The sequence below is a fragment of the Psychrobacter sp. SCQQ22 genome (assembly GCF_015864605.1).
Lineage (GTDB): Bacteria > Pseudomonadota > Gammaproteobacteria > Pseudomonadales > Moraxellaceae > Psychrobacter > Psychrobacter fozii.
Genome location: NZ_JADYWZ010000012.1, coordinates 1 through 22,322, shown reverse-complemented (window position 1 = coordinate 22,322; position 22,322 = coordinate 1). Strand labels below are relative to the sequence as shown.

Below are 22,322 nucleotides of genomic sequence, written 5' to 3'. Positions count from 1 at the left end.
AAGCAGCTATTAAAAAATAACGGAGCGTTCTTATGAAAATTTTAGTCAGTATGATAAGTTTAATCGCGTTTTTGCTGGTTGCACTACCAGCACCGCTTTATAGATTTGGGGTTGTAGAGTTAGGCACTGCCTTTACAGGATTTAAATTTGGACTGGTTGCTGGTATCGCAGCGCTCGTACTCTTGGTAATCCAAGTTATATTTAAACGTAAGACAGTTAGCCTTGCTAGCGCAGCAATAGCCGTTATATTTTCTACGATTGCTATCGCCCTTCCACTCGGCATGATGACTACTGCCAAAAACGTACCACCGATTCATGATATTTCAACTGATTTAGTGAATCCACCTGAGTTTGTCGCGATTGCGCCACTACGTGCAGATGCGCCAAATCCAGTAGAGTATGCAGGTGCAGAAGTGGCTGAACAACAACGCACGGCCTATCCTGATCTACAGACATTGACCTACTCTCAATCCAAGTCTGAATTGGTTGAGGCATCCAAACAAGCCATTGAGAATTTAGGTTGGGAACTTATCAATACTGACGCAGATAAAGGCATCGTTGAAGCGACAGAGACGACTGCTTGGTTCGGCTTTAAAGATGATATGGTCATTCGTGTGACTGACAACGATAGCGAACGCTTGGTTGATATTCGTAGTAAATCACGAGTTGGACAGAGCGATTTGGGTAAAAATGCGGCGCGGATTCATAGCTTTATTGACGAGTTGGATAACATATTGAATAAATAGTTGGATATAAGTAGCTATAAAAATAAGCTATGCTTGCTACATAAAAGGCAGCAAGCAAGCATCCCAATAGTTACGCATCACCAAGAATACATTGATTGGCTATGGCTTAGATGGCAATTTTCTGGCTAATCATTTGCTGATTAACGACGGTCTTACTGCTTGTTGTACCTATTGGCTGGGCTAAGGCAAAGTATCGAGCGCAGCATTTGTATCGAACGTGGAGGGCTGTCCACAAAAGATATCAACCACGGCATTGATAGCAAGGCTTTGGTGCTCAAGGTTTGGTTCAAAGGTGAGGTTTATCATGATTTAATAAACTCTCTTTTAACTAGATGAGTCGTCCTCATTCTCATCTTTTGTATTATTTATTGACTGTTGGACTTCATCAATCTTACTGGATGGTTCAATGCTCTTTCTAATTTTTTCTAAATTACTTTGTTGTTTTTCAAAAGGCTTTAAAGCCTCAGCTAAAGAGTTACTAATAGTATTTTGTCTTTCATAATTTTTTAAAATATCACTAACTTTAGGGTCTAAAGCACTACCTACTGTCAAATTATGTGGCAGCGTAGATTTTCTGATATTTTCGAGTGCTTTATTAATGCGAATAGAACTATCAACCGAACCAAGACTTCCTACAGGACCTAAGTTTAGATCTTTAAGCCTTTCACCAATAGAGAGCATTCCTGCACGATCCTTATTCAGTGCGATTATTGGACTTTGAGTAGAGTTCAAAATCTTTAATAGTCTGTTCGCTTGTTTATTTAGAGCAATATCGGAGACATCTTTATCCCAGCTACTTTTAGAGTCATTTTCGACTATATCTTTAGTATCTGAACTTACATTCTCAGCTTCGTGTTCTGAATCACTTTCTATACTATTCTCAGTTTCCTCACTTTGGCTTTCTACAAGAGACTCTGCTTTAGATAACTCTATCTTTCTATAATAATCGTGAAAAGTAGTTGAATGTTCTTCACAGCTACTTAATACCCCATTTAAAATTGACATTCTTCTGATTAGTTCAGGATTATTTTCATATTCAGGATAGCGTATATAATGATCGATTTCTCCCCAAGCTTCTTCAAGTATCGTTCGAGTCTGTAGCTCAAACTTAAAACTATTAGGCGGAAGTCCTTCTATAACATAGTGGGTTGACCTATATCTTGAACTTTTACATTCAAAATTATACGAATAATCGTTATTATTAAAGTTTTTAGTATATACGTCTTCTTGTTTTTTGAGGCGTTCATCATCTTGATAATGACTGATATCATCATCATTTGCATAGTATAGTATTACAGCTTCATCTTCACAGACTCTGAAATTTTCAAAAATATACTCATCAATCAACGACCACTGAGCTTTAAATAAATATATGGCTCTCAGACCAACTAAATCGTTCACTATACACTTATAATTATTCGCATCTATATTCATATATTTAGAACTATCGTTACCGTCTACTATAGCTTCTTTTCTTTTTCTAACGATTTTAATTAGTAAATGAATTGGGTCTTTAGTTCTCCATTTCACTGAGTTAATATCTTCACACATATGAAGAATATTACTAAAGTAATTAGCTTGCACCTCTAGATTTTTGACTAGTTTATTATAATCATCAATAATATCAATTAACGTCTGCTCCTCTATTTGAGCTTCTTTCAGATCTTTTGTTTGCAAACCTTTTATAGTAAAAATCTCATTTTTTAGGCTCATAGCTTTCCCATATCTAAAAATACAACTAATAATTAAATAGCTTTTAATAAGAATTAAATATTAAAAAGGTATAGAAACCAACATATCAACACACTATAAACTGTTCCAAACTGGCTTAATTCTAATTTTACACCCTATCAATATAAGTCGTCTTAGCCTGTGCTAAATGAAATAAGACTCCTGACTTAACAGATTAAAAGCTGCGAAAATAATATCTCATCACTTCAAGTATAAGAAAATATAATTGAATACCAGTCGCTATAGCTAGGAGAAAAATACCTAAAGAAAAATCGTTATTTAAGCCTATATTTGAGCTAATATAAATACCTAGCAAAATAAGACATAGTGTGAAGAGAATTTGACTTAAGTAAATGTATAGATTCCTGTGACGCCATCTGCCAGATAATTCTTCATAAACCCAGCATCTGAACTGAACGGCTGTATTTGGATCTAGAGGATAGCCTACTGCCAAGATTGCATCAAGATTGCATCAAGATTGCATCAAGATTATAATATTTACATATAATTTGCTCTCTAGCTTCGTAAAACATTTTATAATTAGGAATTAAAAAATCTTTAGATATTAGATTTTTTTCTAGCCATTTATGAGTATAAAGCTTTTCTAAATATTTTGTTATCAAACTTAAATCAATATTAAACAAATAAGCTAGTTGCTCTTCAGAAAGCCACACAGAATCATTAAGAAAATTGACATATATAGCTCTATTTCCTTCGGAAGTTGAATATACAAACCTCTTTTGCTTCAATTTATCCATGTTCTAATCCTAAACACACTTGATTACCAGCCTAGCATCCTCAAAATATCACATTATACCTTGCTTACATAGCGGCATCGTGAATTTACTAATGTCAAGATAGCCTTCACTGAACATTTTTAGCAGTATCTGTTTCAGTTTAGCAAGTGCTATCTATTGTGGGGTTTGAGTAATAAGATGTATAAGATTATTAAAGTGTTAATGAAATATAAAATTACTAGATTTAAGGTGTTAACAGTATAGCAATACCATAGTCAATAATGCGGCTATTTACTCTATTTAAAAGACCCTGTTTAATTCTATTCTTTTCCTATAATCAATCCTAACATTACACCTCTATCAACCTAGCGTAATTATTTATAGTCCTAGACCTGCGATATCTTTTCATTGGGTGAAATATTGGTTACTCTAAAGCATAGCCATTGTCTTGAAAGCTTGATTGATTTTTTGTACCCGCATTTTTAACACTTATAGGACATTTCCATGCGTTTGACTTCACTTTCTAATTTATCGTTACTTAGCATCGCTGTTGGGCTGAGTTTTGCTGGCACTGCTCAAGCCGCGCAGCCGCCAGCACCTGATTTATCCAATAGCGAGTTTCAGCAGTGCTTGGACAATCTAAAAAATTCTAGCAAGTTTAGCGGTGTTGATGGCTATACTTTTAATAACTATCGCCCAAGCCAGCCTGATCCTAGTGTGATTCAGTCTCTTAACTATCAGCCTGAGTTTCAAAAAGACGTGTGGGATTATCTTTCAGCACTAGTGGACAAAGAGCGCGTAGAGGATGGTATCCGTGCCAAACGCCAATGGAGCGATACACTACGTCAAATCGAGTCACGTTATGGTGTAAAAGCTGAGCACGTACTCGGCGTGTGGGGCGTAGAGTCAAACTTCGGTCAGACATTGGGCAAAAAGCCACTGTTTGAGTCTTTAGCGACCCTATCTTGCTTTGATCGTCGCCAGAGTTATTTCCAAGGTGAGTATGCAAATGCTCTAAAAATCGTCCAAAATGGTGATATCGCGCCAAGTGATATGACTGGCTCTTGGGCAGGTGCTTTTGGGCAGACACAGTTTATGCCAAGCACGTTCTTAGAGCTGGCCGTTGATTTTGATGGTGACGGACGCCGTGATTTGGTCAACAATGTCCCTGACGCACTAGCCTCCACTGCCAACTTTTTGAGTAAGCGCGGCTATCGCTCAGGCGAGCCTTGGGGCTATGAAGTCAAACTACCTGATGGCTACTGGGCAGCGTCTGACCGTAAAAACAAAAAGTCTATTAGTCACTGGCGTGGTCAAGGTCTAACACTCGCGAATGGTGGCTCTTTACCGTCTGATTTGAGCAGCGCAGGATTATTATTACCTGCTGGTATTGAAGGCCCTGCGTTTTTGGTTGGTAAAAACTTCGATACGTTTTATTCATACAATGCATCAGAAAACTACGCATTGGCAATCGCTCATTTAGCAGACCTAATCACCCGCGAAGACAGTAGCAAAACCGACTTTGCCACAGCGTGGCCAACGGATGACCCAGGTATCAGCCGCCAACAAGCAAAAGACATTCAACAAGCACTATTAAATGCTGGTTATGATATTGGTGGTGTTGATGGCATCATCGGAGACAATACCCGTACTGCTATCCAGCAATACCAATCTAGTAAAGGTATATTTCCAGCAGATGGCCGCGCAGGACAGAAATTCTATCGCGCAATCGTTGGTAATGCAGCGCCAAATCAAACTCAGTATGGCCAACCTGCAAATAGCAGACCTTTAAACCCTACCCCTGCTGATCGTATGGGACAACTGATCCAACAGCAAACGACCACGCCTAACAGCACTTATTCGGCGCAACCAGCTGCTCAAGCATCGACGTCTGGCAATACACGCTATCGCCGCGTTACTAGTGCCGATGGTACTATTCAGCTCGTCCGTGTTGACGAAGGGTCGTAAGATTAAACAATCTAATCTTTAGCACATAAAAAAGCCACACTATAATTAGCGTGGCTTTTTTTGGTTTTGTCAAATAACCATATAGCTTTTTGAAGGCTAGAATAACAATTTAAACGATAGGTGGTGGATTTGGCTTACCATTGTCACCATCCCAGTTTTCACGCGCTTTGTCATCTAAATCAGCAGGGGTTTTTGATTCCCACTTGCCATTCTCTTTCCAAGTTGCATCGCCCCAATCTTCGTCTTGTTCTTTTCTATCCAAATCTTTATAAGCTTGGCTTGGATCGATACCGCGGCGTTTCATATCTGCTACTTGCTCTTCTAATGTATGAAACTGTTCAGAGTCATGCATCGTTTTTTCTAAACCATCTAATTCATTTCTTAGTTCGTCACGTTTATCGTTACTCATTATATGCTCTCCTTAATGGGTCAATATCATTGTACGTTCTATACGTTTGTAATTTTAATATAAGCGATGTGTTCATCATAAACATCTAACCAGTCTTATTATCACCAGTCTTGAACGGATTCACAACCATTGGCTCGTATGCTTTGTATTACAAAACGTATTCGTAGAATCATATGTATTACTGACAATATCGAGCATGATGGATATTTTAAAATTGAGGAGATGTGAAAAGTACTAATAATAATTGCTACTAAAAAGGTATATTTATCATTGCGACTGAGAATCCGAGTTTTTCCACAGATTCTTTGCATAAAAGGTCAATTTCCAAAGCTCTTGTGAAGCTCGAGTACCGTAAGTGGTCAGCTGTATCCAGTTTGCACCAACCAGTTGACGCTGCAATTTATTTAAATCATCTTGAGAAATTTGGCAGCGCGAGACAGCATGAACATTAGGCATATCTTGTTTGACGTCTTGCTCAGCCTTTGATGCTATGAGGCGATTCATGGTGTTTTGCAGGCCATAGCTAGAAAAAGTCGATGGAATCTTCATCAATGAAACCAGTATCTCATCCCATGTTAATTCAAGCGGTCTGGTCACATCTGTTAAATTACCGCCCTCATAAGCTTGGGCGCTATACTGAACTTCTATCGCTTCTGTCAATACAATTGGTTGGCTCACGCTATCCGCCGCAAAGGCTTCATCGACAGGACTGTCTTTCTTAACAGTTTTATTAGTAGATAATATATCTGCAAATCTTTCAGCCACTGATTGGTTGCTGAACTTGATGGTTTCCTCATTAGCCCTTACCCAGCCACCAGTTACCTTATGATCAACCATGATATTGTCGTAAGCTTTTGCGATCAGTTTTTCGATATCAGCTTCTGTATCATAATAATATAGTTGATTATCTTGCCTAGTCACCAACTTAATGAACTCTTGCAGTTGACGGCTAATGAGCGCATCTTGAGAATGATTTTTGACTAACACAAATAAGGGTTTGCTTTTGGCTTTAGCATTCAAATAGCTCAAATGCATTTGACTGACGCCTGTTCTTTGTACCGTACCGTAGCTGTCTCCAATGATCATCGCCACATAATCGCAGGAATCGATACATTGTCGACCATATAAAGAGGCTGTCGGCAATTGGCTCGACACATCATAGGTCAAAAATGCAAACGGCTGAAAAAATATCGCTAAGCTGTCTAAGACCAACAACTGGTCATTATCAGCGCATATGATATGAATATGGTAGCGACGGTTTGGCACAATCACCTCTAAAATCAGGGCATGATATAAAAGAATATGATATAAAAGAGAGCACAAATATCTTGTTTTGCACAGACTAGCACAGTCTTGTAAAAATTTGGTTCAATTTATTTTAATGATATAAGTATGATTAGGGGCTTTATATAAGCAGTATCAGTCGCCCTTACTTAGCATAATATTGTAATACGACTTCGCTGCCAAGCAACCGCGTAATCAAAACATCCAGTTTGCCATCATATTTGGTCGCATAAAAAACCAATGGCGACCGCAGATTAACATCTGAGCCACCAATGGCAGCTAGACCATTTGACTGACTCTTAATTGACGCTGACAGCTGGTTCACGACCAATAGTTGTTTGACGCGCTCGGCGATTGCTTGTCCAGAGTCAACCACTTGCATCGATAACTGCTGCTGAGCAATCTCATCTAATAAGAATTCTTTAAAAAACGGATAATGCGTACAGCCTAGTACCAATTGGTCAATACCATCATTTGCAAACACTTGTAGCTGCTGGCGCAAATTTAGAGCCGTTTCGCTTTCCTCTGGCATCCCAGCCTCTACCCAAGGTACTAATTGCGGATCAAAATACTTGGTAACGATAGTATGGTTAGGTTTTGCGACGTTATTGATAACGTCATTCAGCAACGTACCATTCAAAGTCGCCTTGGTCGCCAATACTGCAACACGGCCACTTTTACTCGCGAGCACTGCGGGCTTCAAGGCAGGGACTAAACCGACGATAAGTAGCTTTGGATAATAACGCCGTGCTGTCTCAAGTGCATAAGCTGAGGCACTGTTGCACGCAATGACGATAAGCTTACAGCCTTGCTGATACAACCACTCTACTGCCGTCAACGTTAGTGCTTCGATGTCTGCACTGTCACGATTACCATAAGGCACATTCAGCGTATCAGCATAATAAACATAACGCTCAGTAGGTAATTGCTTCGCTAAATGTAGATAGACAGACAGTCCCCCGAGACCAGAATCAAACAGTCCAATTGGCGCGTTTCGACTTCTATTATGCACAGTGGTATTAATGCCAGTTTTAATAATAGTAGCATTAGATATACATTCAGAGCCGTTACTATTAAGGCCATCTGAGCGTACTTTGATTGTATTAGGGGTATTACTTGCGGCAATATCCATGATTACGTTACTGCCATTTTTATACACATATCGTCATCTTTATACTACTTATTCAATCACGGATTGACTTAAATATAGCCATTCCACTATATAAAGTATTACTGTGTTAATCTCGCTTGAAGTATTAAATATACATCTACACTCAGTTGCCTTGTACTACTTTTAAATTGAATCGACTATATCATACCGCTATCAGTGTTTTAGTTGATAAAAATCATCCTATCTATTAAGTGTAGCGTAATTTACCCATATTGTTAATCAGCTGGCATCGATAATTGATATGAGTTGCCGCCACTTTGTAAGGTTAATATTACTTTACCATCTTGCTCTTTCAGTTCACCAATTTCTGTCAAATGATAAAAAGTGTTGCGACCGATCAGCGCTGTCAAACCATTCCTAACGAGCATATAAGGACGTATTTGCGTTTCGGATGTTTTTCCCTGATAACTTTCAGCCTCTACCTCTACATCAGCCATTGTATGGTCGATTATATTATTACCTTTAATATTATACGCCTTTAATATGATTTGATGCTCATCATCTAAACGTACCACATCGCCTGTTGTGGTCGTAAACTCTAACCAACTTTTATTGCCCTCATTGACGATACCGACATCGTTAATCAGAAGTGGCGCATCTTCCACTTGAATGCGGATTTTTTGCACAGGTGTCTTCAAAAAGTACTCAGTAATGCCCTCATTTTCTTCTTTCCACAATATAGTCGCAAACAAGCTGACTAATGACTCTCTAGTCATTTTCCCACCCTCATGCCACCACTCACCATTTGCCTTTATGACCAGATCCATATCAGCCACATTATCAGGATGCCAGTTCTCTAGTGGTGGTATCGCACGACCCTTACGTGACCCTGCAGTAGACTTTAAATACAGGCTAAGCGCATCCATGTTATTTAGGTCGCGCGACGCGTCATCAGGGACTTCAGCACCATTTTTACGATTACTAGCAGCACTATTATTATCATTATTCATTGTATAATCCTTTACCTAGTATTCAAAGTTTGGCAAATCTGTTATTACTATAAATTTTAGTTTCGGGTATGATGAGACCATGTCATCATAAACCACTCATTAACTCGATATTACCTTAACACCTATACTCATAAATGCGTATCGTGTTTATAGGACTTTTCTTTTATAATGAGTAACGATTTTTTATTTTTATTAAAACGATCAAGTGGCTATTGTGTTAATGACACATTTTACGTTATGTGTTGATATCTTTAAATAAATTGATCTCAATAGCAGCGTGATCAATTGATGCCGCAAAGACAGTTTTTATCGGGCAGCCATATGTCTGAGTAACGTTAGCGCCGCAACTCTATTATTCAATTGTTAAGCTAATGATGCCCTGAGATAAGCCACTAAAAGTTTAGGAGTAGGTATGCAAGAGCCAAACAATCAAGAAGCAATCATCGACGGTAATACTGTGAACACTGATAAGCCAGAAACAGCAAATCTGAACAAAGCAGCGCCAGAAGTTGCGACTCAAGAAGTTGCAGTTGAAGAATTCGCAGTGGAAGAGCAACTTGCTGAAGAAGTTATTATCGAAAAAGCACCAGAGCCAGTCGTAGAACCTGTGGCGGTAGAGCCTGAAATCGAACGTGAATCAATGGAGTTCGATGTCATCATCGTCGGCGGCGGACCTGCTGGTCTCTCTGCCGCTATTCGTCTACGTCAACTTGCTATTGCAGCTGGCAATGATGAATTTATGGTTTGTGTGGTCGAGAAAGGCTCTGAATTTGGTGCTCATACCTTATCTGGCGCGGTCATCGAACCACGTGCGCTGAACGAGTTAATTCCAGATTGGAAAGAAAAAGGCGCACCGCTTAACGTGCCAGCGACCGAAGATCGCTTCTACTATCTAAACTCAGCCACACGCTCTACTAAAGTGCCTGATTCTCTGATTCCAGGGCCGATGCATAATGACGGCAACTATATTGTCTCATTGGGTAATGTGGTTCGTTGGTTGGCCGTACAAGCAGAAGAGCTAGAAGTCATGATGTTCCCAGGCTTCCCTGCCGATGACATTTTATATAATGACGATGGCTCTGTACGCGGTGTCTTAACGGGTGATATGGGCGTGGCGGCTAATGGCGAAGCTAAGCCAAGCTTTGAGCCTGGTTACGAGCTGCTTGCCAAATATACTATCTTTGCTGAAGGTAGCCGCGGTCACCTAGGTAAACGCTTGATCAGCCGCTTTGATCTTGATAAAGACTCAGATCCTCAGCATTACGGTCTTGGCTTAAAAGAGCTGTGGGACGTTGTGCCTGAAAAGCATGAGCAAGGCGTAGTCATGCACGGTCTTGGTTGGCCATTAACCGAAACGGGTTCTACTGGTGGCTGGTGGTTGTACTTTGATGAAAACAACCAAGTCAGCTTTGGTCTTGTCGCTGACTTGTCTTACCACAACCCATATATGTCGCCATTTGATGAGATGCAGCGTTTGAAAACGCATCCTGTCATTAAAAACGTACTGGAAGGCGGTAAACGCATCTCTTACGGTGCACGTGCATTGACCAAAGGTGGTCTAAATTCACTACCGAAATTCACCTTCCCAGGTGGTGTTTTGGTCGGTGATGATGCTGGCTTCTTGAACCCTGCCAAAATCAAAGGGACTCATACCTCGATGAAATCAGGTATGCTCGCAGCTGAAGCTATCTTTGAAGCCTTACAAGCTGACCGTCAGCATGACGAAGTCGTTGCTTATACAACCATGTATAAAGAGTCATGGTTATATCAAGATAACTATGAGTCACGTAACTTCTCGCCTGCGATACATCGCATGGGTCTGTTTATGGGTGGTGCATTTACCTTTATTGAGCACAATCTATTAAAGGGTAAAATGCCATTTACCTTACATGACAATCTACATGACTATGATCAGCTTGAACGTGCTGCTCATGCTTATCAGCCAACTTATCTTAAGCCTGATGGCAAGCTGGTCTTTGATAAATTATCATCAGTATTTATCTCTAATACCAACCATGCTGAAGATCAACCAACGCATCTGAAACTGACCGACCCAACGGTTCCTGTCTCAATTAACTTGCCTTTATATGCAGAGCCTGCGCGTTTATATTGCCCAGCCGGTGTTTACGAAGTGGTTAAAAATGCTGAAGGCGCTAAGTTTGTTATCAATGCACAAAACTGTGTACATTGCAAAACGTGCGATATCAAAGATCCTTCGCAAAACATCACTTGGGTAACGCCAGAAGGTGGCGGTGGCCCTAACTATCCAAACATGTAATCTATGATTGAGACCATCATTGCTCCCATAGCGTTATAGCAGTTCAATAAAAAACCGCCCTTCCTATATACAGAAAGGGCGGTTTTTTATACTTAAGGACTTCATTTAATCATCAAAATTAATCTGTCCACGCATCACGATTGGCTTCATCTTTCAGCTTCACGAAATCATCAGGGTTAAATTTGATTTGATCTCCTGTTTTGCCCTCTTTTATTTGACGTTCATAATCACGTAAAATTCTAAGCGCCACTGGAGATAGCATGACAATAGCCACCAAGTTGACCAGTGCCATCAGACCCATTGATAAATCGGCGAAATTCCAAATAGCAGGTAAGCTGGCAACGGCACCAATGAATACCATGCCCAATACCATGAAGCGGAAAACCATGATCATTACCTTGGCGTTTTTAGCACCAGAGATAAACTCAAGATTCGACTCACCATAGCTATAATTGGCGATGATAGAAGTGAACGAAAAGAAGAAAATAGCGATGGCAACAAACACCACACCTAAGTCACCCACATACTGTGATAACGCTAGCTGAGTCAGCTGAATACCTTCTTGTTCAACATTTGGATCGACCACACCAGATAATATGATAATCGACGCGGTTGCTGTACAGATGATGAGCGTATCCATGAATACACCCAGCATTTGCATGAAGCCTTGTACTGCGGGATGGTCAGGATGGCTTTTTGCAGTTGCTGCCGCATTAGGCGCTGAACCCATACCGGCTTCGTTAGAGAATAAGCCACGTTTGATACCATTAATCATTGCCTGAGCAATACCATAACCAATCACACCACCGGCTGCTTGCTCAAAACCAAATGCTGATTTTACAATCAAAGCAATCGCTGCTGGGAACTGGCTAAAGTTGGTAACGATAATATATAAGGCCAACAACACATATAAAATAGCCATGACTGGTACGATTTTACCCGCGATACGAGCAACCGAACGCAAGCCACCGAATACCACTGGCGCTACTAATACTACTAGTATCAAGCCTGTCATCCACGTTGGGATACCAAAGGCTTCATGCGTTGCCTGTGCAATGGTATTTGACTGTACGCCGTTGAACGCCAAACCAAAAGCCACTAGTAGACATAATGAGAAAAATATCGCTAACCAGCGTTTACCCAAACCTTTTTCAATATAGTAAGCCGGTCCACCACGATAGACATTGTCATTGTGCGGTACTTTATATGCTTGAGCGAGCGTTGACTCAATAAAGCTCGTCGACATACCGACGATTGCAGTCATCCACATCCAAAACACAGCGCCTGGACCACCAAGATAAATGGCGATGGCTACCCCTGCTAGGTTACCTGTGCCGACGCGCGCTGCTAATGATGTCATTAATGCTTCAAACGAGCTAATACCGCCATCTTTACGCCCTTGATTGGAAACGCGTAATAGCTTCCACATATGGCCAAAATGACGAAACTGAATAAAGCGTGTAATAATGGTAAAGTAAAGACCTGCGCCAATAAGTACAAACACTAACAATCCATACCAAGGGTTACTGGCAATCAACCAATCATTGTTACCCCAAATAATGCTGACACCATAATTTACGATGCTATTAAACCAACCTGCTATTCCGTCATTCATACGGACTCCTCATTAACGATTAACACTTTATAGACTTTCTCTAAGAGTAGTACCGGTATCATATTTCGACCAATGCAAGACACTAAAGCATCTGGCTCAAAACATTCGATACCAAAATATCATGTGCATGATATAGACATTGAGTGATTAACGATTATCACATTTAGTTATTAACTCTGATAATATATTTATTAAATAAATGTTACTTACACTTGATATACTATAGAATGTATTGAGTAACAATTTAGCAGTATTTATTAATACTATTGTTGTATCATCCCTGCGATTTTAACTATTGAGAGGATATATACCAATACTAGATGCTATATAGATATCTTAAATGCACACTCAATTATTGCCATTACTTCTATTTAGTACAGGCAAAATGCATTTTAGACATTCATGTTGATGTAATATTTACTGGTCAACATGAATTTTTGGAACATTAAAAATGTTCAGGCCCTTGTCAGGAAGACAAGATTGCAAAAAAGACAGTGGATTGTCCTACTCCCTCTCTCTCTTCCTCGATAAGCCCTATTATTCCCATACAACATTTTTAATAAAAGTGACCGATGCAATACTGAAGCATTCATTTATCACTTTTGGCAATCAGCTTTCAGTAAAAATATGCTGTTACGTATTGCGTTTCCCACTGTTTGGCACAGTACGTATCTATTTTTTATGACCATTTGAGTAATAAAAAATAGCCAAAACCTTTCTCATGTTGTTGGTACTTTTTTAGTAACACTATTAAATAATTTTGGATTTGCAGTCTATCAAGCAAATTGTTGCCATAGATATAATATCGCGGTAATCGATAAATGTGAAACCATCACGATTTAGTAAAACTAGACCGACAATAACATTTTAGGTAAGACAAAAGGAGTTGTCCTATGGAGAACCACAGCGATTCATCTGGATATTGGAAAGCCAATATTCGTCTCATTCAAGGTTGCCTTGTCGTTTGGGTACTATGCTCGTACGGCTTTGGTATCTTGTTTCGTCCATTGTTAGCTGGTATCAAAATCGGTGGTACTGATCTGGGCTTTTGGTTTGCTCAGCAAGGATCTATTGGTATTTTTATCATCCTAATTTTCTTTTACGCTTGGCGTATGAATAAGTTAGATAAACAATATGGCGTAGACGAGGAATAGCCCCATGAGTCAATTTGTAATTAATCTTATTTTTGTGGGTCTATCTTTCGCACTATACTTCGGTATCGCGATTTGGGCTCGTGCTGGTTCGACCAGTGAATTTTATGTTGCTGGCGGTGGTGTCCATCCGGTCGTTAACGGTATGGCAACCGCTGCTGACTGGATGAGTGCAGCGTCATTTATCTCCATGGCAGGTCTGATTGCTGCTGGTGGTTATGGCGCTTCTACCTATTTGATGGGTTGGACAGGCGGTTATGTTCTACTCGCGATGCTTTTAGCCCCTTACTTGCGTAAATTTGGTAAATTCACGGTTCCGGACTTTATCGGCGATCGTTTTTACTCAAAAACGGCTGCTATGATTGCTGTGGTCTGCTTGATTACTGCATCGACCACTTACGTTATCGGTCAGATGACCGGTGCTGGTGTTGCATTCTCGCGCTTCTTAGAAGTTGAGAGCAGTACTGGTCTTGTTATCGCGGCTATTGTTGTCTTCTTTTATGCTGTACTTGGTGGTATGAAAGGGATTACCTATACGCAGGTTGCACAGTATGTGGTTCTGATGATTGCCTATACTATTCCTGCCGTCTTTATTTCACTTGAGTTGACAGGTAACCCGATTCCAGGCTTAGGTTTGTTCTCAAACCATGTCGAATCAGGTGTCCCTATTTTGACCAAGCTGAATCAAGTCGTTACTGACTTAGGTTTTTCTTCGTATACTGCTGACGTACCTAATAAGCTCAATATGGTACTGTTTACCTTGACGCTTATGATCGGTACAGCAGGTCTACCACACGTTATCATTCGCTTTTTCACTGTACCTAAAGTCGCTGATGCTCGTTGGACTGCTGGTTGGACGTTAGTATTTATCTCACTATTGTACTTCACTGCTCCAGCAGTAGGTGCTATGGCGCGCTTAAACCTAGTAGATACTATCTATCCACAAGGTGTTGAGAGCCAACCTATTCTTAATGATGATCGTCCTGATTGGATGAAAACTTGGGAAGAGACAGGTCTTATAAAGTATAACGATCTAAATAATGATGGTCGTATCCAGTTATATAGCGACAGTGGACTTGGTGCCGCTCAGATCGCCCTTAATACTGCTCAAGCTGACGGTGGCGATGTTGCTGCAGCAACTGCAGCAGTAGAAACCGCTCGTATTGCACATGATGCAGAGCTTGATGGTCGTTTTGCTGACGCTGGATGGGCAGGTAACGAGCTTGATGTTAACGCTGATATCTTAGTTCTAGCGAATCCAGAGATTGCACAGCTTCCACCATGGGTTATTGGTCTTATCGCTGCAGGTGGTTTGGCAGCCGCACTATCAACAGCTGCAGGTCTACTGCTCGCAATTTCATCAGCCATCAGTCATGACTTAATCAAAGGTAACTTAAACCCAAATATTACTGATGCACAAGAGTTGAAGTATGCTCGTATCACTATGGGTGTGGCAATTGTAGTAGCGACTTACTTAGGTATGAATCCACCAGGGTTTGCCGCACAGGTCGTAGCACTGGCCTTCGGTATTGCTGCCTCTTCATTGTTCCCTGTATTGATGATGGGTATTTTCTCTAAACGCATCAACAATCTTGGTGCTATTGCAGGTATGTTGACTGGTTTAATAGTCGTTCTTGTCTATATCTTTATGTTCAAAGGTTGGTTCTTCATCAGCGGTACTGCTAACTTCCCTGATACTGAAGAGTACTGGTTATTTGGTATCTCACCATTATCATTTGGTGCAGTTGGTGCATTGCTTAACTTCATCGTAGCATTCGCTGTATCTTATGCTACTGCGCCACCACCAGCACATATCCAAGAGTTGGTTGAGAGCGTACGTTCTCCACGTGGCGCTGGCGGTGCAGTCGACCACTAAGCTCACAACTGAGGATATATCTTCTGTTACTATATATCACTCACAGGCAGTAATTGCTTGTGGGTGATTTTTTTATTCTATAGCTATAATAACTAGATTTTTAATTTATCCAATAGGTTCAATTAAACACATCTAACGCATTAAGGAATATTTTATGCTTTTTGAGTTTATCGCTACCATCGCTGCCGCATTTGGTATGGCTGGAATAGCACTTATCATAACTCACCTCAGCAAACTGGCAGGCAAACGCGCTCCTAAATGGCTGATTCCCTTATTTGCTGCTATTGGTATGTTTGCATTTCAAATAAACCAAGAGTACAGCTGGTATGGTCAACAAGTTGAAAAGCTACCAGAAGGCGTAGAAGTCGTCAAAACAGCAGAAAGTACGGAGTGGTTCCGTCCATGGTCTTACGCTAAGCCGCACATATTACGGTTTATCGCTGCCGATATTGGAAACGCTAGTGTACAAATAGATAATCCAGATATACATTTATTCAATTTGTATTTATTTGAAAGACGAAGAAGTATAGAGAAAGTTCCTCAAGTTATCGATTGCAGTATTCCTGCACGTGCAGACTACGTTATACCTGAGAAAGGCAACACCCTATCAATTGATGAACATATAAAGCAAACGACTGCATGGCGAGATTTAGCCACAGATGATCCATTATTTATCAGAATTTGCACTGATAAACAAAGCTAACGAATTAAAAGAGAGTTCAGATAGAAAGTCCATTAGCATTAAATTTTTCAAAAAGATATATGATGATAAGGTGGTATTTTAGATGAATAAAAAATCTAAATTACCGCCTTATTTACTTTGCTTTTCATTGACGAGACGTTGGCGCATAAGGATGCTTAGAGTTAGTACCTAGCAGCAGCCCCGCACATAAGCCACCGAAATGTGCGGCAAAAGAGATACCTTCTTGCGGCATCAAGCCCTCTTTGATAGTGAGCCAATACCCCGCCCCCATAACGATGCAAGCAATCAAATAACCCCAGCGCCGTGCAAATATAGCCCCTCCTATCATGTAACCGAGCATCGCAAAGCATAACCCCGAAGCTCCAATATGAATGGAAGATGGCGAACCGATAATCCAAGTAACTAACCCAGAAGCCACTATCAATTTAAGTATGGTTCGATAGGCGTTTTTTTCAAACAAGCCGAATAAAAATAAAATTTGTAATAACGTTACCGTGTTGCCAAGTAAATGTGAATAATTACCATGCATCGTCCATGAAGCAAAAACGCCTATCATGCTGCCCATATCTAGAGCACGTGGCACAATACCAAAAATATTCCACAGTCCAAATAATGCCACTTCATTCAGAAAAAACATTCCCCACATAGGTATTAGTACAAAAGCATATAAACCAAAAACTTGCTTGATTCGGGCTACGAACAAGGTAAATAATTGCCGCCAGTTCATATTATTTTTTATCCTTTGGGTTAATTGATTCAAGCATTTCTTACGGATTTATAGCAAATAGTGGGTGCTCTACTGGTTTAAATGACAATAATGCAGCATCTTTATCAACCGTTAAATAGCTATCACCATGTAATAGTGACGTCGAGTGGTAAGGAACCAAAGCAGTAGGAATGAAGCTGCGTGCCGCATCGATATGCTTGATTGAATCATCAAAAAAGATATGTGGTGCAAACGTTCTCAGGACTGCTGTTTTCTCCAACCCTCCTAAGAAGAACGCCATATCAACGTTTACGCCCCACTCTCGTAGCGTCTTGATAGCACGCAAATCAGCAGGTGCATTACGAGCAGTGACTAAGGCAATCTTTATTGGAGACAGTTTCAGACCAGCTGGCAGACGCTCTTGCAGGCTCGATAGCTTGATTAACAGCTCAGCATAAGGCCCTTTTTCAATCGGCAAGTCACGCATCTGTGCTTCACGATCATGAAAAGCACGCAGGCCTTTTTGTTTATAGAGCAACTCTCCTGAATCATCAAACAGCACTGCATCGCCATCGAAGGCAATACGTAATTGCTCAGTATCTAATTCATAAGTATTAACAGGGGTCGCATCCAGTATCGCACAAGCACAAATATTGGCATCGGCAACTTGCTGCGCATCCTCACGATTGGTGGTCAGAAATAAATCGACATTGAAATCTTTTATGTAAGGCGCAACAGGGCTACCTGAAATAAATGCTGAGCGTGAGATATTAATACCATCTGCAAGAATGGCATTGAGTACCTGAATACCAGTGTCTGGACTACTTTTTGAGACAATGACCACTTCTACTAAAGGAGCATCGGTCTCTATATCTTGCATTTTATTATTATTACAATAATGATTAAGATTCAGCAATGCTTTGATTAGTGGATATCCAGCGCCAATATCTAAAGGATCATTTTCACGCTCGGTCATGTAGTCACGAAACTCTTTGATAGCGCTTATCGGGCGCTGCTCTAATAACTCTAATAAATAATTTTCTGATTCCGTTAAATCAAAAAGTGCGGTTGCAGAAATCGCAACTATAAGCGTGTTACTAAAATCAATTGCCATTATTTTCTCTACTTATCAAACTATCTATTCAGAAGTGCCAACCAGTTTACTACATTCACAAGCCCTTAGAATGATAAGAAAAGTTATCTACCTATAGTCATTACACTATAAAAGTATGACAGCGTTAGCCTCGCTTAAAGTATCACCTATACATCTACAATCATTCGCCTTGTACTACTTTCAAACTGAATCGACTATATAGTCTACGCTAATAAAAAATTCACCTTCGAGCACTCAAAATGACCACTTATAAAGTGTCTCATAGTGTGACTTTATGGAGGATAAGTTAATAGTAGAATAATGACGCCAACTTTTTCTTTGATCATAAAAAAGCCATATTGCTATGAAAACAATATGGCCTTACCAATGAAATCTATTAATGAACTATGATTTTTAAGCGTGCTTTTACCAATATAGCTTACGTTAGCAGCACCAAAGATATCGCTGGGAAAGCGACCAAAATAACCAGTCGAATCAGATCAGAGACAATGAATGGCGCGACCCCCCGGAACATATCAGATAGCTTAATATGCGGTGCCATTGCCTTAATCACAAAGATATTCATCCCCATCGGTGGCGTAATCAGTCCAAGCTCTACTGTCAATACAGCGATGATACCAAACCACACTGGATCAAATCCTAACGCCACAATGATTGGATATACCACTGGAATAGTGATTACTAACATTGCTAAAGCATCCATGAACAACCCTAAGAGGAAGTACATGATTAAAATACATATCAATACAATCATTGGGCTGACATCTAACGTACCAATCCAAGTTGCTAGTGTATAAGACAAGCGTGAGACGGATATAAAGTAACCCAAGGCTTCTGCACCCAGTAGCATAAAAAACACCACTGCTGACAATGCGAGCGTCTCAATCAAGGACTGCTTTAAACCATCTAGACGCATGCCTTTGACAAAAGCATAAGCCCAAGAAACAAACGCACCGACTGCAGCCCCTTCTGTTGGCGTAAATAACCCAAAGAAAATACCAGCGATAATCACAATAAAAATAAAGCTAAATGGTATGAGTCCCGTTAGCGAGAGCAACTTGGCTTTCAACGAAGTAGGCTCACCGCGACGCGCTAAATGCGGCTTCCAGCGTACCATAACCATGACAGTGATTGAGTACATCACCATCCCTAACATACCAGGTAAAAAGCCAGCAATAAACATATCACCGACAGACTGTTGAGTTAAGATCGCATAGACCAGTAACGCGATGCTGGGTGGAATCATGATACCTAATGTGCCACCCGCTGCTAAAATACCACAAGCAAAACCAGGCTGATAACCGTACTTTTCCATTTGTGGCAACGCAACTTTGGTCATGGTAGACGCGGTCGCCAATGATGACCCTGAAATTGAAGCAAAGATACCGGACGATCCGATACCAGCAATACCCAGACTCCCCCTCACTCCACCAAATATTGTGCGAGTCGCATCAAATAACTTTCCTGCCATACCCGAATGAGAAGCAAAAACACCCATAAGTATGAATAAAGGAATGGCACTAAAATCATATTTTGCTAAAACATCAACTGGTAAATCCTTAAGCATTTGCACGGCACCAATCGGTGCTGTCACCGCACCAAAGCCAACCAAACCAACACCTAGCATAGCGAGCGCAACAGGAACGCGCAGCATGACCATCGCAATCATGCACAACAAACCAATGGCGCCAATAATTTCTGGACTCATGCCCCTGTCTCCTCAGCGTCAAAGAACTCGCCTGTTTTAAAGATATTAATGGATTCTATTAATGATCGAATGGCAAGTAGTATGCTTAAAAAGGCACTGATAGCGTAAATGGGCATCATAGATATTCGAAGGTCTTGAGTGACTTTGCCATACTCTATCGCGTCAAAAGCACTCTCATAAAGTCCCCATGTGAATACAATACCGATGATGAAGAAACCCATCATAAAAGTGCCCATCATGTAGCCTTTAACAGCTTTTGACATTTTTTGAGTGAAGACATCGACAATGATTTGTGAGCGTTCCACAAAAGCGGCAAAGGCAGCTAACAATGCAAATAGCATAAAGTAGGAAACTATCTCTACACTACCTTTGACCGTAAATCCAAACTCACCACCAGTGAGCTTGAAAATATAACGAGCTGTCACATCTAACATAGTTACAAGAACAAGAATGATAAGACTAATGCCACCGATGAACTGACATAGCCTAGAAATAAAGGTGCTAATTTTTACTAAAAATGCCATGTGATACCTCCAATGAATTAAACCTTACAGGCTGCACTGGCGGCTTTTGCTTTTTCATAGACACTATCAGCATCTAAACCCAAAGCATTAACATCACTTAGATATTTTTTAGTGCCGTTTTCGAGCGGTCCTTTCCAGTCTGGATCATTTAGTGGATCAGGGATTTCGATGATTTCATCGCCTTTATCTCTGGCCGCTTGTATGGCCATTTGATCATGCTTATCAAACACTTCACCCACCTTGTTGGCCAGTGCCATCCCAGAATTTTTATCCAAGACTTGTTTTAAGTCATCAGGCAAATTGTCGTACTTGTCCTTATTCATAGTCACCATTAGCGCCGAACTATAAAAAGGGATGTTGGTATGATACTTGGTAATCTCGTCAATTTTAAATGCTGTGACAGCTTCCCATGGGAAACTCAACCCATCGACAACTCCTCGCTGTAACGAGGTATACATATCATTTGCAGGCAGACCTACTGGTGAAGCGCCAGCACTTTCGATAATGTCACCAGCGACGGCTGAAGGACGGCGAATGCGCATACCTTTCATGTCTTCAGGAGTACGGATCAATTTATCCGTAGTATGCAGTGCACCAGGCCCAGCACCATACATGAATAGTAGATGTGAGTCTTCATACTCACTAGCGAGCGTGCCATCCTCATAAAGAGTCTGTAGTATACAACTCATTTGAGTCGCTGAATTTGATAAACCAGGAAGTTCAGTGATTTGAGTTAAAGGAAAACGACCACTAGTATAACCATGTGCTTGTGAACCGATATCTATCGTACCTTTAGCAGCAGATTCGTAGGTAACATCTGCTTTGGCAAGACCTGCGGAAGGATATAGCTCTATTTTTAGACGACCATCAGAATCTGTTTCTATTTGTTTGGCCCAAGGTTCAAAGACCTCTGTGCTAATAGATGAGGTTGCTGGCCAAAAATGTGAGAAGCGCAAAACAGTCGTTTCTTGAGAGTTCGCTGATGAGCCATCAGTTGTATCAGCAGATTGGTTAGAACAACCTAAAAGACTGGCAGCCGCTAAGGCACCAATTGAAAAAAGAGGAGCTAACTTCATTATCAATTCCTTTTGATAATTATAAGAGTAGGAGTAAAGCTTACATTTAGTACTTCGGATTAAAAAAATAACGAGTTGTCTACAAATTTAAAACGTTATTTTTATAAAACTGTAATAAATATACCATTTAAAACTAGCAGCTATAATGATATAAGTCAAATCATTTTAGATTATTATCGCCAGTAATATATTCACTAACCGTGCATACAGTTATCCAAGATAAAATCTCTAAAAATAGGACGTATCTCTATGATAATAATCAAATAAACCATATTAATAAGGATAGGATAGTGCAAAGAATATTGAAGTCTTCATTAGCTATTTGGTAAAATTTACGCGTTTTTAGTATGTTTAGATGAATTTCTATTGAATTGAGGAAGCACTTTAGAAAGAAGCGTTATGCGATATTTTCAGATATTTAATTTTGGCAAGCTAAAAGCTAATTGTCTAAGAAAGCAGCTAACTCCCTCAAATACCAACCAAAAGAAAACCCCCTCTGACATAAGTCAAAGGGGGTTTATCTTTAGAATAGAGAGCTGACGATGACCTACTCTCACATGGACGAATCCACACTA

At 40.3% G+C, this 22,322-nt stretch carries 19 protein-coding genes; 6 read left to right on the top strand and 13 right to left on the bottom strand.

The genetic code is table 11. The annotated features are described in order from the left end of the window. Positions 1-32 precede the first annotated feature (32 nt). Positions 33-746 (top strand): DUF1499 domain-containing protein, encoded by a 714-nt coding sequence (locus I6E84_RS13400; protein ID WP_197218480.1) that lies wholly within the window; start codon positions 33-35, stop codon positions 744-746. A gap of 180 nt (positions 747-926) precedes the next feature. Here I6E84_RS13400 and I6E84_RS14230 read toward each other — a convergent pair whose 3' ends face one another. From I6E84_RS14230 to I6E84_RS13390, 3 genes are all read right to left on the bottom strand, one after another. Further along, positions 927-1,052: a hypothetical protein gene (locus I6E84_RS14230; protein WP_265090876.1), complete on the bottom strand. Its 126-nt coding sequence runs from the start codon at positions 1,050-1,052 to the stop codon at positions 927-929. Between the two features lie 18 nt (positions 1,053-1,070). Further along, positions 1,071-2,459 (bottom strand): RelA/SpoT domain-containing protein, encoded by a 1,389-nt coding sequence (locus tag I6E84_RS13395; protein WP_197218479.1) that lies wholly within the window; start codon positions 2,457-2,459, stop codon positions 1,071-1,073. Between the two features lie 479 nt (positions 2,460-2,938). Continuing rightward, a complete protein-coding gene (locus I6E84_RS13390; protein WP_197218478.1) occupies positions 2,939-3,235 on the bottom strand; it encodes a hypothetical protein in 297 nt (98 codons plus the stop codon). Positions 3,236-3,718: 483 nt separating this feature from the next. On the opposite strand from I6E84_RS13390, the gene I6E84_RS13385 reads away from it, so the two are divergent. Beyond that, positions 3,719-5,182 (top strand): lytic murein transglycosylase, encoded by a 1,464-nt coding sequence (locus I6E84_RS13385; protein ID WP_197218477.1) that lies wholly within the window; start codon positions 3,719-3,721, stop codon positions 5,180-5,182. 109 nt (positions 5,183-5,291) lie between these two features. Here I6E84_RS13385 and I6E84_RS13380 read toward each other — a convergent pair whose 3' ends face one another. The 4 genes from I6E84_RS13380 to I6E84_RS13365 all read right to left on the bottom strand — a co-directional run bounded on the left by I6E84_RS13380 (position 5,292) and on the right by I6E84_RS13365 (position 8,996). Continuing rightward, positions 5,292-5,591, bottom strand: a complete 300-nt coding sequence (locus I6E84_RS13380) for a hypothetical protein (protein ID WP_110924141.1) — start codon at positions 5,589-5,591, stop codon at positions 5,292-5,294. 267 nt (positions 5,592-5,858) lie between these two features. Then, positions 5,859-6,857 carry a DUF4062 domain-containing protein gene (locus I6E84_RS13375; RefSeq protein WP_197218476.1) on the bottom strand — a complete coding sequence of 333 codons (999 nt, stop codon included), beginning with the start codon at positions 6,855-6,857 and terminating at the stop codon, positions 5,859-5,861. 163 nt (positions 6,858-7,020) lie between these two features. Beyond that, on the bottom strand, positions 7,021-8,007 hold the full coding sequence (gene murI, locus I6E84_RS13370; protein ID WP_197218473.1) for a glutamate racemase: 987 nt from the start codon (positions 8,005-8,007) through the stop codon (positions 7,021-7,023). 254 nt (positions 8,008-8,261) lie between these two features. Then, positions 8,262-8,996, bottom strand: coding sequence for a DUF1285 domain-containing protein (locus tag I6E84_RS13365; RefSeq protein WP_197218471.1), 735 nt, complete (start codon positions 8,994-8,996; stop codon positions 8,262-8,264). 640 nt (positions 8,997-9,636) lie between these two features. Between I6E84_RS13365 and I6E84_RS13360 the strand changes: the two genes are divergently transcribed. Further along, a complete protein-coding gene (locus tag I6E84_RS13360; protein ID WP_110924209.1) occupies positions 9,637-11,274 on the top strand; it encodes an electron transfer flavoprotein-ubiquinone oxidoreductase in 1,638 nt (545 codons plus the stop codon). A gap of 118 nt (positions 11,275-11,392) precedes the next feature. Here I6E84_RS13360 and I6E84_RS13355 read toward each other — a convergent pair whose 3' ends face one another. Then, positions 11,393-12,889, bottom strand: a complete 1,497-nt coding sequence (locus tag I6E84_RS13355; protein WP_197102555.1) for an alanine/glycine:cation symporter family protein — start codon at positions 12,887-12,889, stop codon at positions 11,393-11,395. 893 nt (positions 12,890-13,782) lie between these two features. On the opposite strand from I6E84_RS13355, the gene I6E84_RS13350 reads away from it, so the two are divergent. The 3 genes from I6E84_RS13350 (at position 13,783) to I6E84_RS13340 (ending at position 16,619) form a co-directional block, all read left to right on the top strand. Further along, positions 13,783-14,043, top strand: coding sequence for a DUF4212 domain-containing protein (locus I6E84_RS13350; RefSeq protein ID WP_110924137.1), 261 nt, complete (start codon positions 13,783-13,785; stop codon positions 14,041-14,043). A 4-nt stretch (positions 14,044-14,047) separates the two neighbouring features. Continuing rightward, complete coding sequence (locus I6E84_RS13345; RefSeq protein ID WP_197102557.1) at positions 14,048-15,916, top strand: sodium:solute symporter family protein; 1,869 nt, start codon at positions 14,048-14,050, stop codon at positions 15,914-15,916. Between the two features lie 154 nt (positions 15,917-16,070). After that, entirely contained in the window at positions 16,071-16,619 is a 549-nt protein-coding gene (locus tag I6E84_RS13340; protein WP_197218469.1) for a hypothetical protein, read from the top strand. Between the two features lie 124 nt (positions 16,620-16,743). Here the strand turns inward: I6E84_RS13340 and I6E84_RS13335 are convergent, their stop codons facing one another. The 5 genes from I6E84_RS13335 to I6E84_RS13315 form a co-directional block, all read right to left on the bottom strand. Next, positions 16,744-17,346: a rhomboid family intramembrane serine protease gene (locus I6E84_RS13335; RefSeq protein WP_197218467.1), complete on the bottom strand. Its 603-nt coding sequence runs from the start codon at positions 17,344-17,346 to the stop codon at positions 16,744-16,746. A gap of 40 nt (positions 17,347-17,386) precedes the next feature. After that, the gene (locus I6E84_RS13330) at positions 17,387-18,439 is read right to left on the bottom strand and encodes a 5'-nucleotidase (protein WP_197218465.1); all 1,053 of its coding nucleotides are present in this window, start codon (positions 18,437-18,439) and stop codon (positions 17,387-17,389) included. A gap of 418 nt (positions 18,440-18,857) precedes the next feature. Next, entirely contained in the window at positions 18,858-20,147 is a 1,290-nt protein-coding gene (locus I6E84_RS13325) for a TRAP transporter large permease (protein WP_110924132.1), read from the bottom strand. Then, positions 20,144-20,671, bottom strand: coding sequence for a TRAP transporter small permease (locus I6E84_RS13320; protein WP_194198204.1), 528 nt, complete (start codon positions 20,669-20,671; stop codon positions 20,144-20,146). Before I6E84_RS13320 ends, I6E84_RS13325 begins: the two co-directional genes overlap by 4 nt. 17 nt (positions 20,672-20,688) lie before the next feature. Continuing rightward, positions 20,689-21,747, bottom strand: a complete 1,059-nt coding sequence (locus I6E84_RS13315; protein ID WP_197218464.1) for a TRAP transporter substrate-binding protein — start codon at positions 21,745-21,747, stop codon at positions 20,689-20,691. Positions 21,748-22,322: the final 575 nt, after the last annotated feature.

Bases quoted from the DNA above. Each gene is read 5' to 3' on its own strand.
- I6E84_RS13345 (WP_197102557.1), top strand. From the start codon at position 14,048: ATGAGTCAATTTGTAATTAATCTTATTTTTGTGGGTCTATCTTTCGCA.
- I6E84_RS14230 (WP_265090876.1), bottom strand. From the start codon at position 1,052: ATGATAAACCTCACCTTTGAACCAAACCTTGAGCACCAAAGCCTTGCT.
- I6E84_RS13395 (WP_197218479.1), bottom strand. From the start codon at position 2,459: ATGAGCCTAAAAAATGAGATTTTTACTATAAAAGGTTTGCAAACAAAA.
- I6E84_RS13380 (WP_110924141.1), bottom strand. From the start codon at position 5,591: ATGAGTAACGATAAACGTGACGAACTAAGAAATGAATTAGATGGTTTA.
- I6E84_RS13365 (WP_197218471.1), bottom strand. From the start codon at position 8,996: ATGAATAATGATAATAATAGTGCTGCTAGTAATCGTAAAAATGGTGCT.
- I6E84_RS13360 (WP_110924209.1), top strand. From the start codon at position 9,637: ATGGAGTTCGATGTCATCATCGTCGGCGGCGGACCTGCTGGTCTCTCT.
- I6E84_RS13315 (WP_197218464.1), bottom strand. From the start codon at position 21,747: ATGAAGTTAGCTCCTCTTTTTTCAATTGGTGCCTTAGCGGCTGCCAGT.
- I6E84_RS13385 (WP_197218477.1), top strand. From the start codon at position 3,719: ATGCGTTTGACTTCACTTTCTAATTTATCGTTACTTAGCATCGCTGTT.
- I6E84_RS13400 (WP_197218480.1), top strand. From the start codon at position 33: ATGAAAATTTTAGTCAGTATGATAAGTTTAATCGCGTTTTTGCTGGTT.
- I6E84_RS13325 (WP_110924132.1), bottom strand. From the start codon at position 20,147: ATGAGTCCAGAAATTATTGGCGCCATTGGTTTGTTGTGCATGATTGCG.
- I6E84_RS13330 (WP_197218465.1), bottom strand. From the start codon at position 18,439: ATGGCAATTGATTTTAGTAACACGCTTATAGTTGCGATTTCTGCAACC.
- I6E84_RS13320 (WP_194198204.1), bottom strand. From the start codon at position 20,671: ATGGCATTTTTAGTAAAAATTAGCACCTTTATTTCTAGGCTATGTCAG.
- I6E84_RS13355 (WP_197102555.1), bottom strand. From the start codon at position 12,889: ATGAATGACGGAATAGCAGGTTGGTTTAATAGCATCGTAAATTATGGT.
- murI (WP_197218473.1), bottom strand. From the start codon at position 8,007: ATGGATATTGCCGCAAGTAATACCCCTAATACAATCAAAGTACGCTCA.
- I6E84_RS13340 (WP_197218469.1), top strand. From the start codon at position 16,071: ATGCTTTTTGAGTTTATCGCTACCATCGCTGCCGCATTTGGTATGGCT.
- I6E84_RS13350 (WP_110924137.1), top strand. From the start codon at position 13,783: ATGGAGAACCACAGCGATTCATCTGGATATTGGAAAGCCAATATTCGT.
- I6E84_RS13335 (WP_197218467.1), bottom strand. From the start codon at position 17,346: ATGAACTGGCGGCAATTATTTACCTTGTTCGTAGCCCGAATCAAGCAA.
- I6E84_RS13390 (WP_197218478.1), bottom strand. From the start codon at position 3,235: ATGGATAAATTGAAGCAAAAGAGGTTTGTATATTCAACTTCCGAAGGA.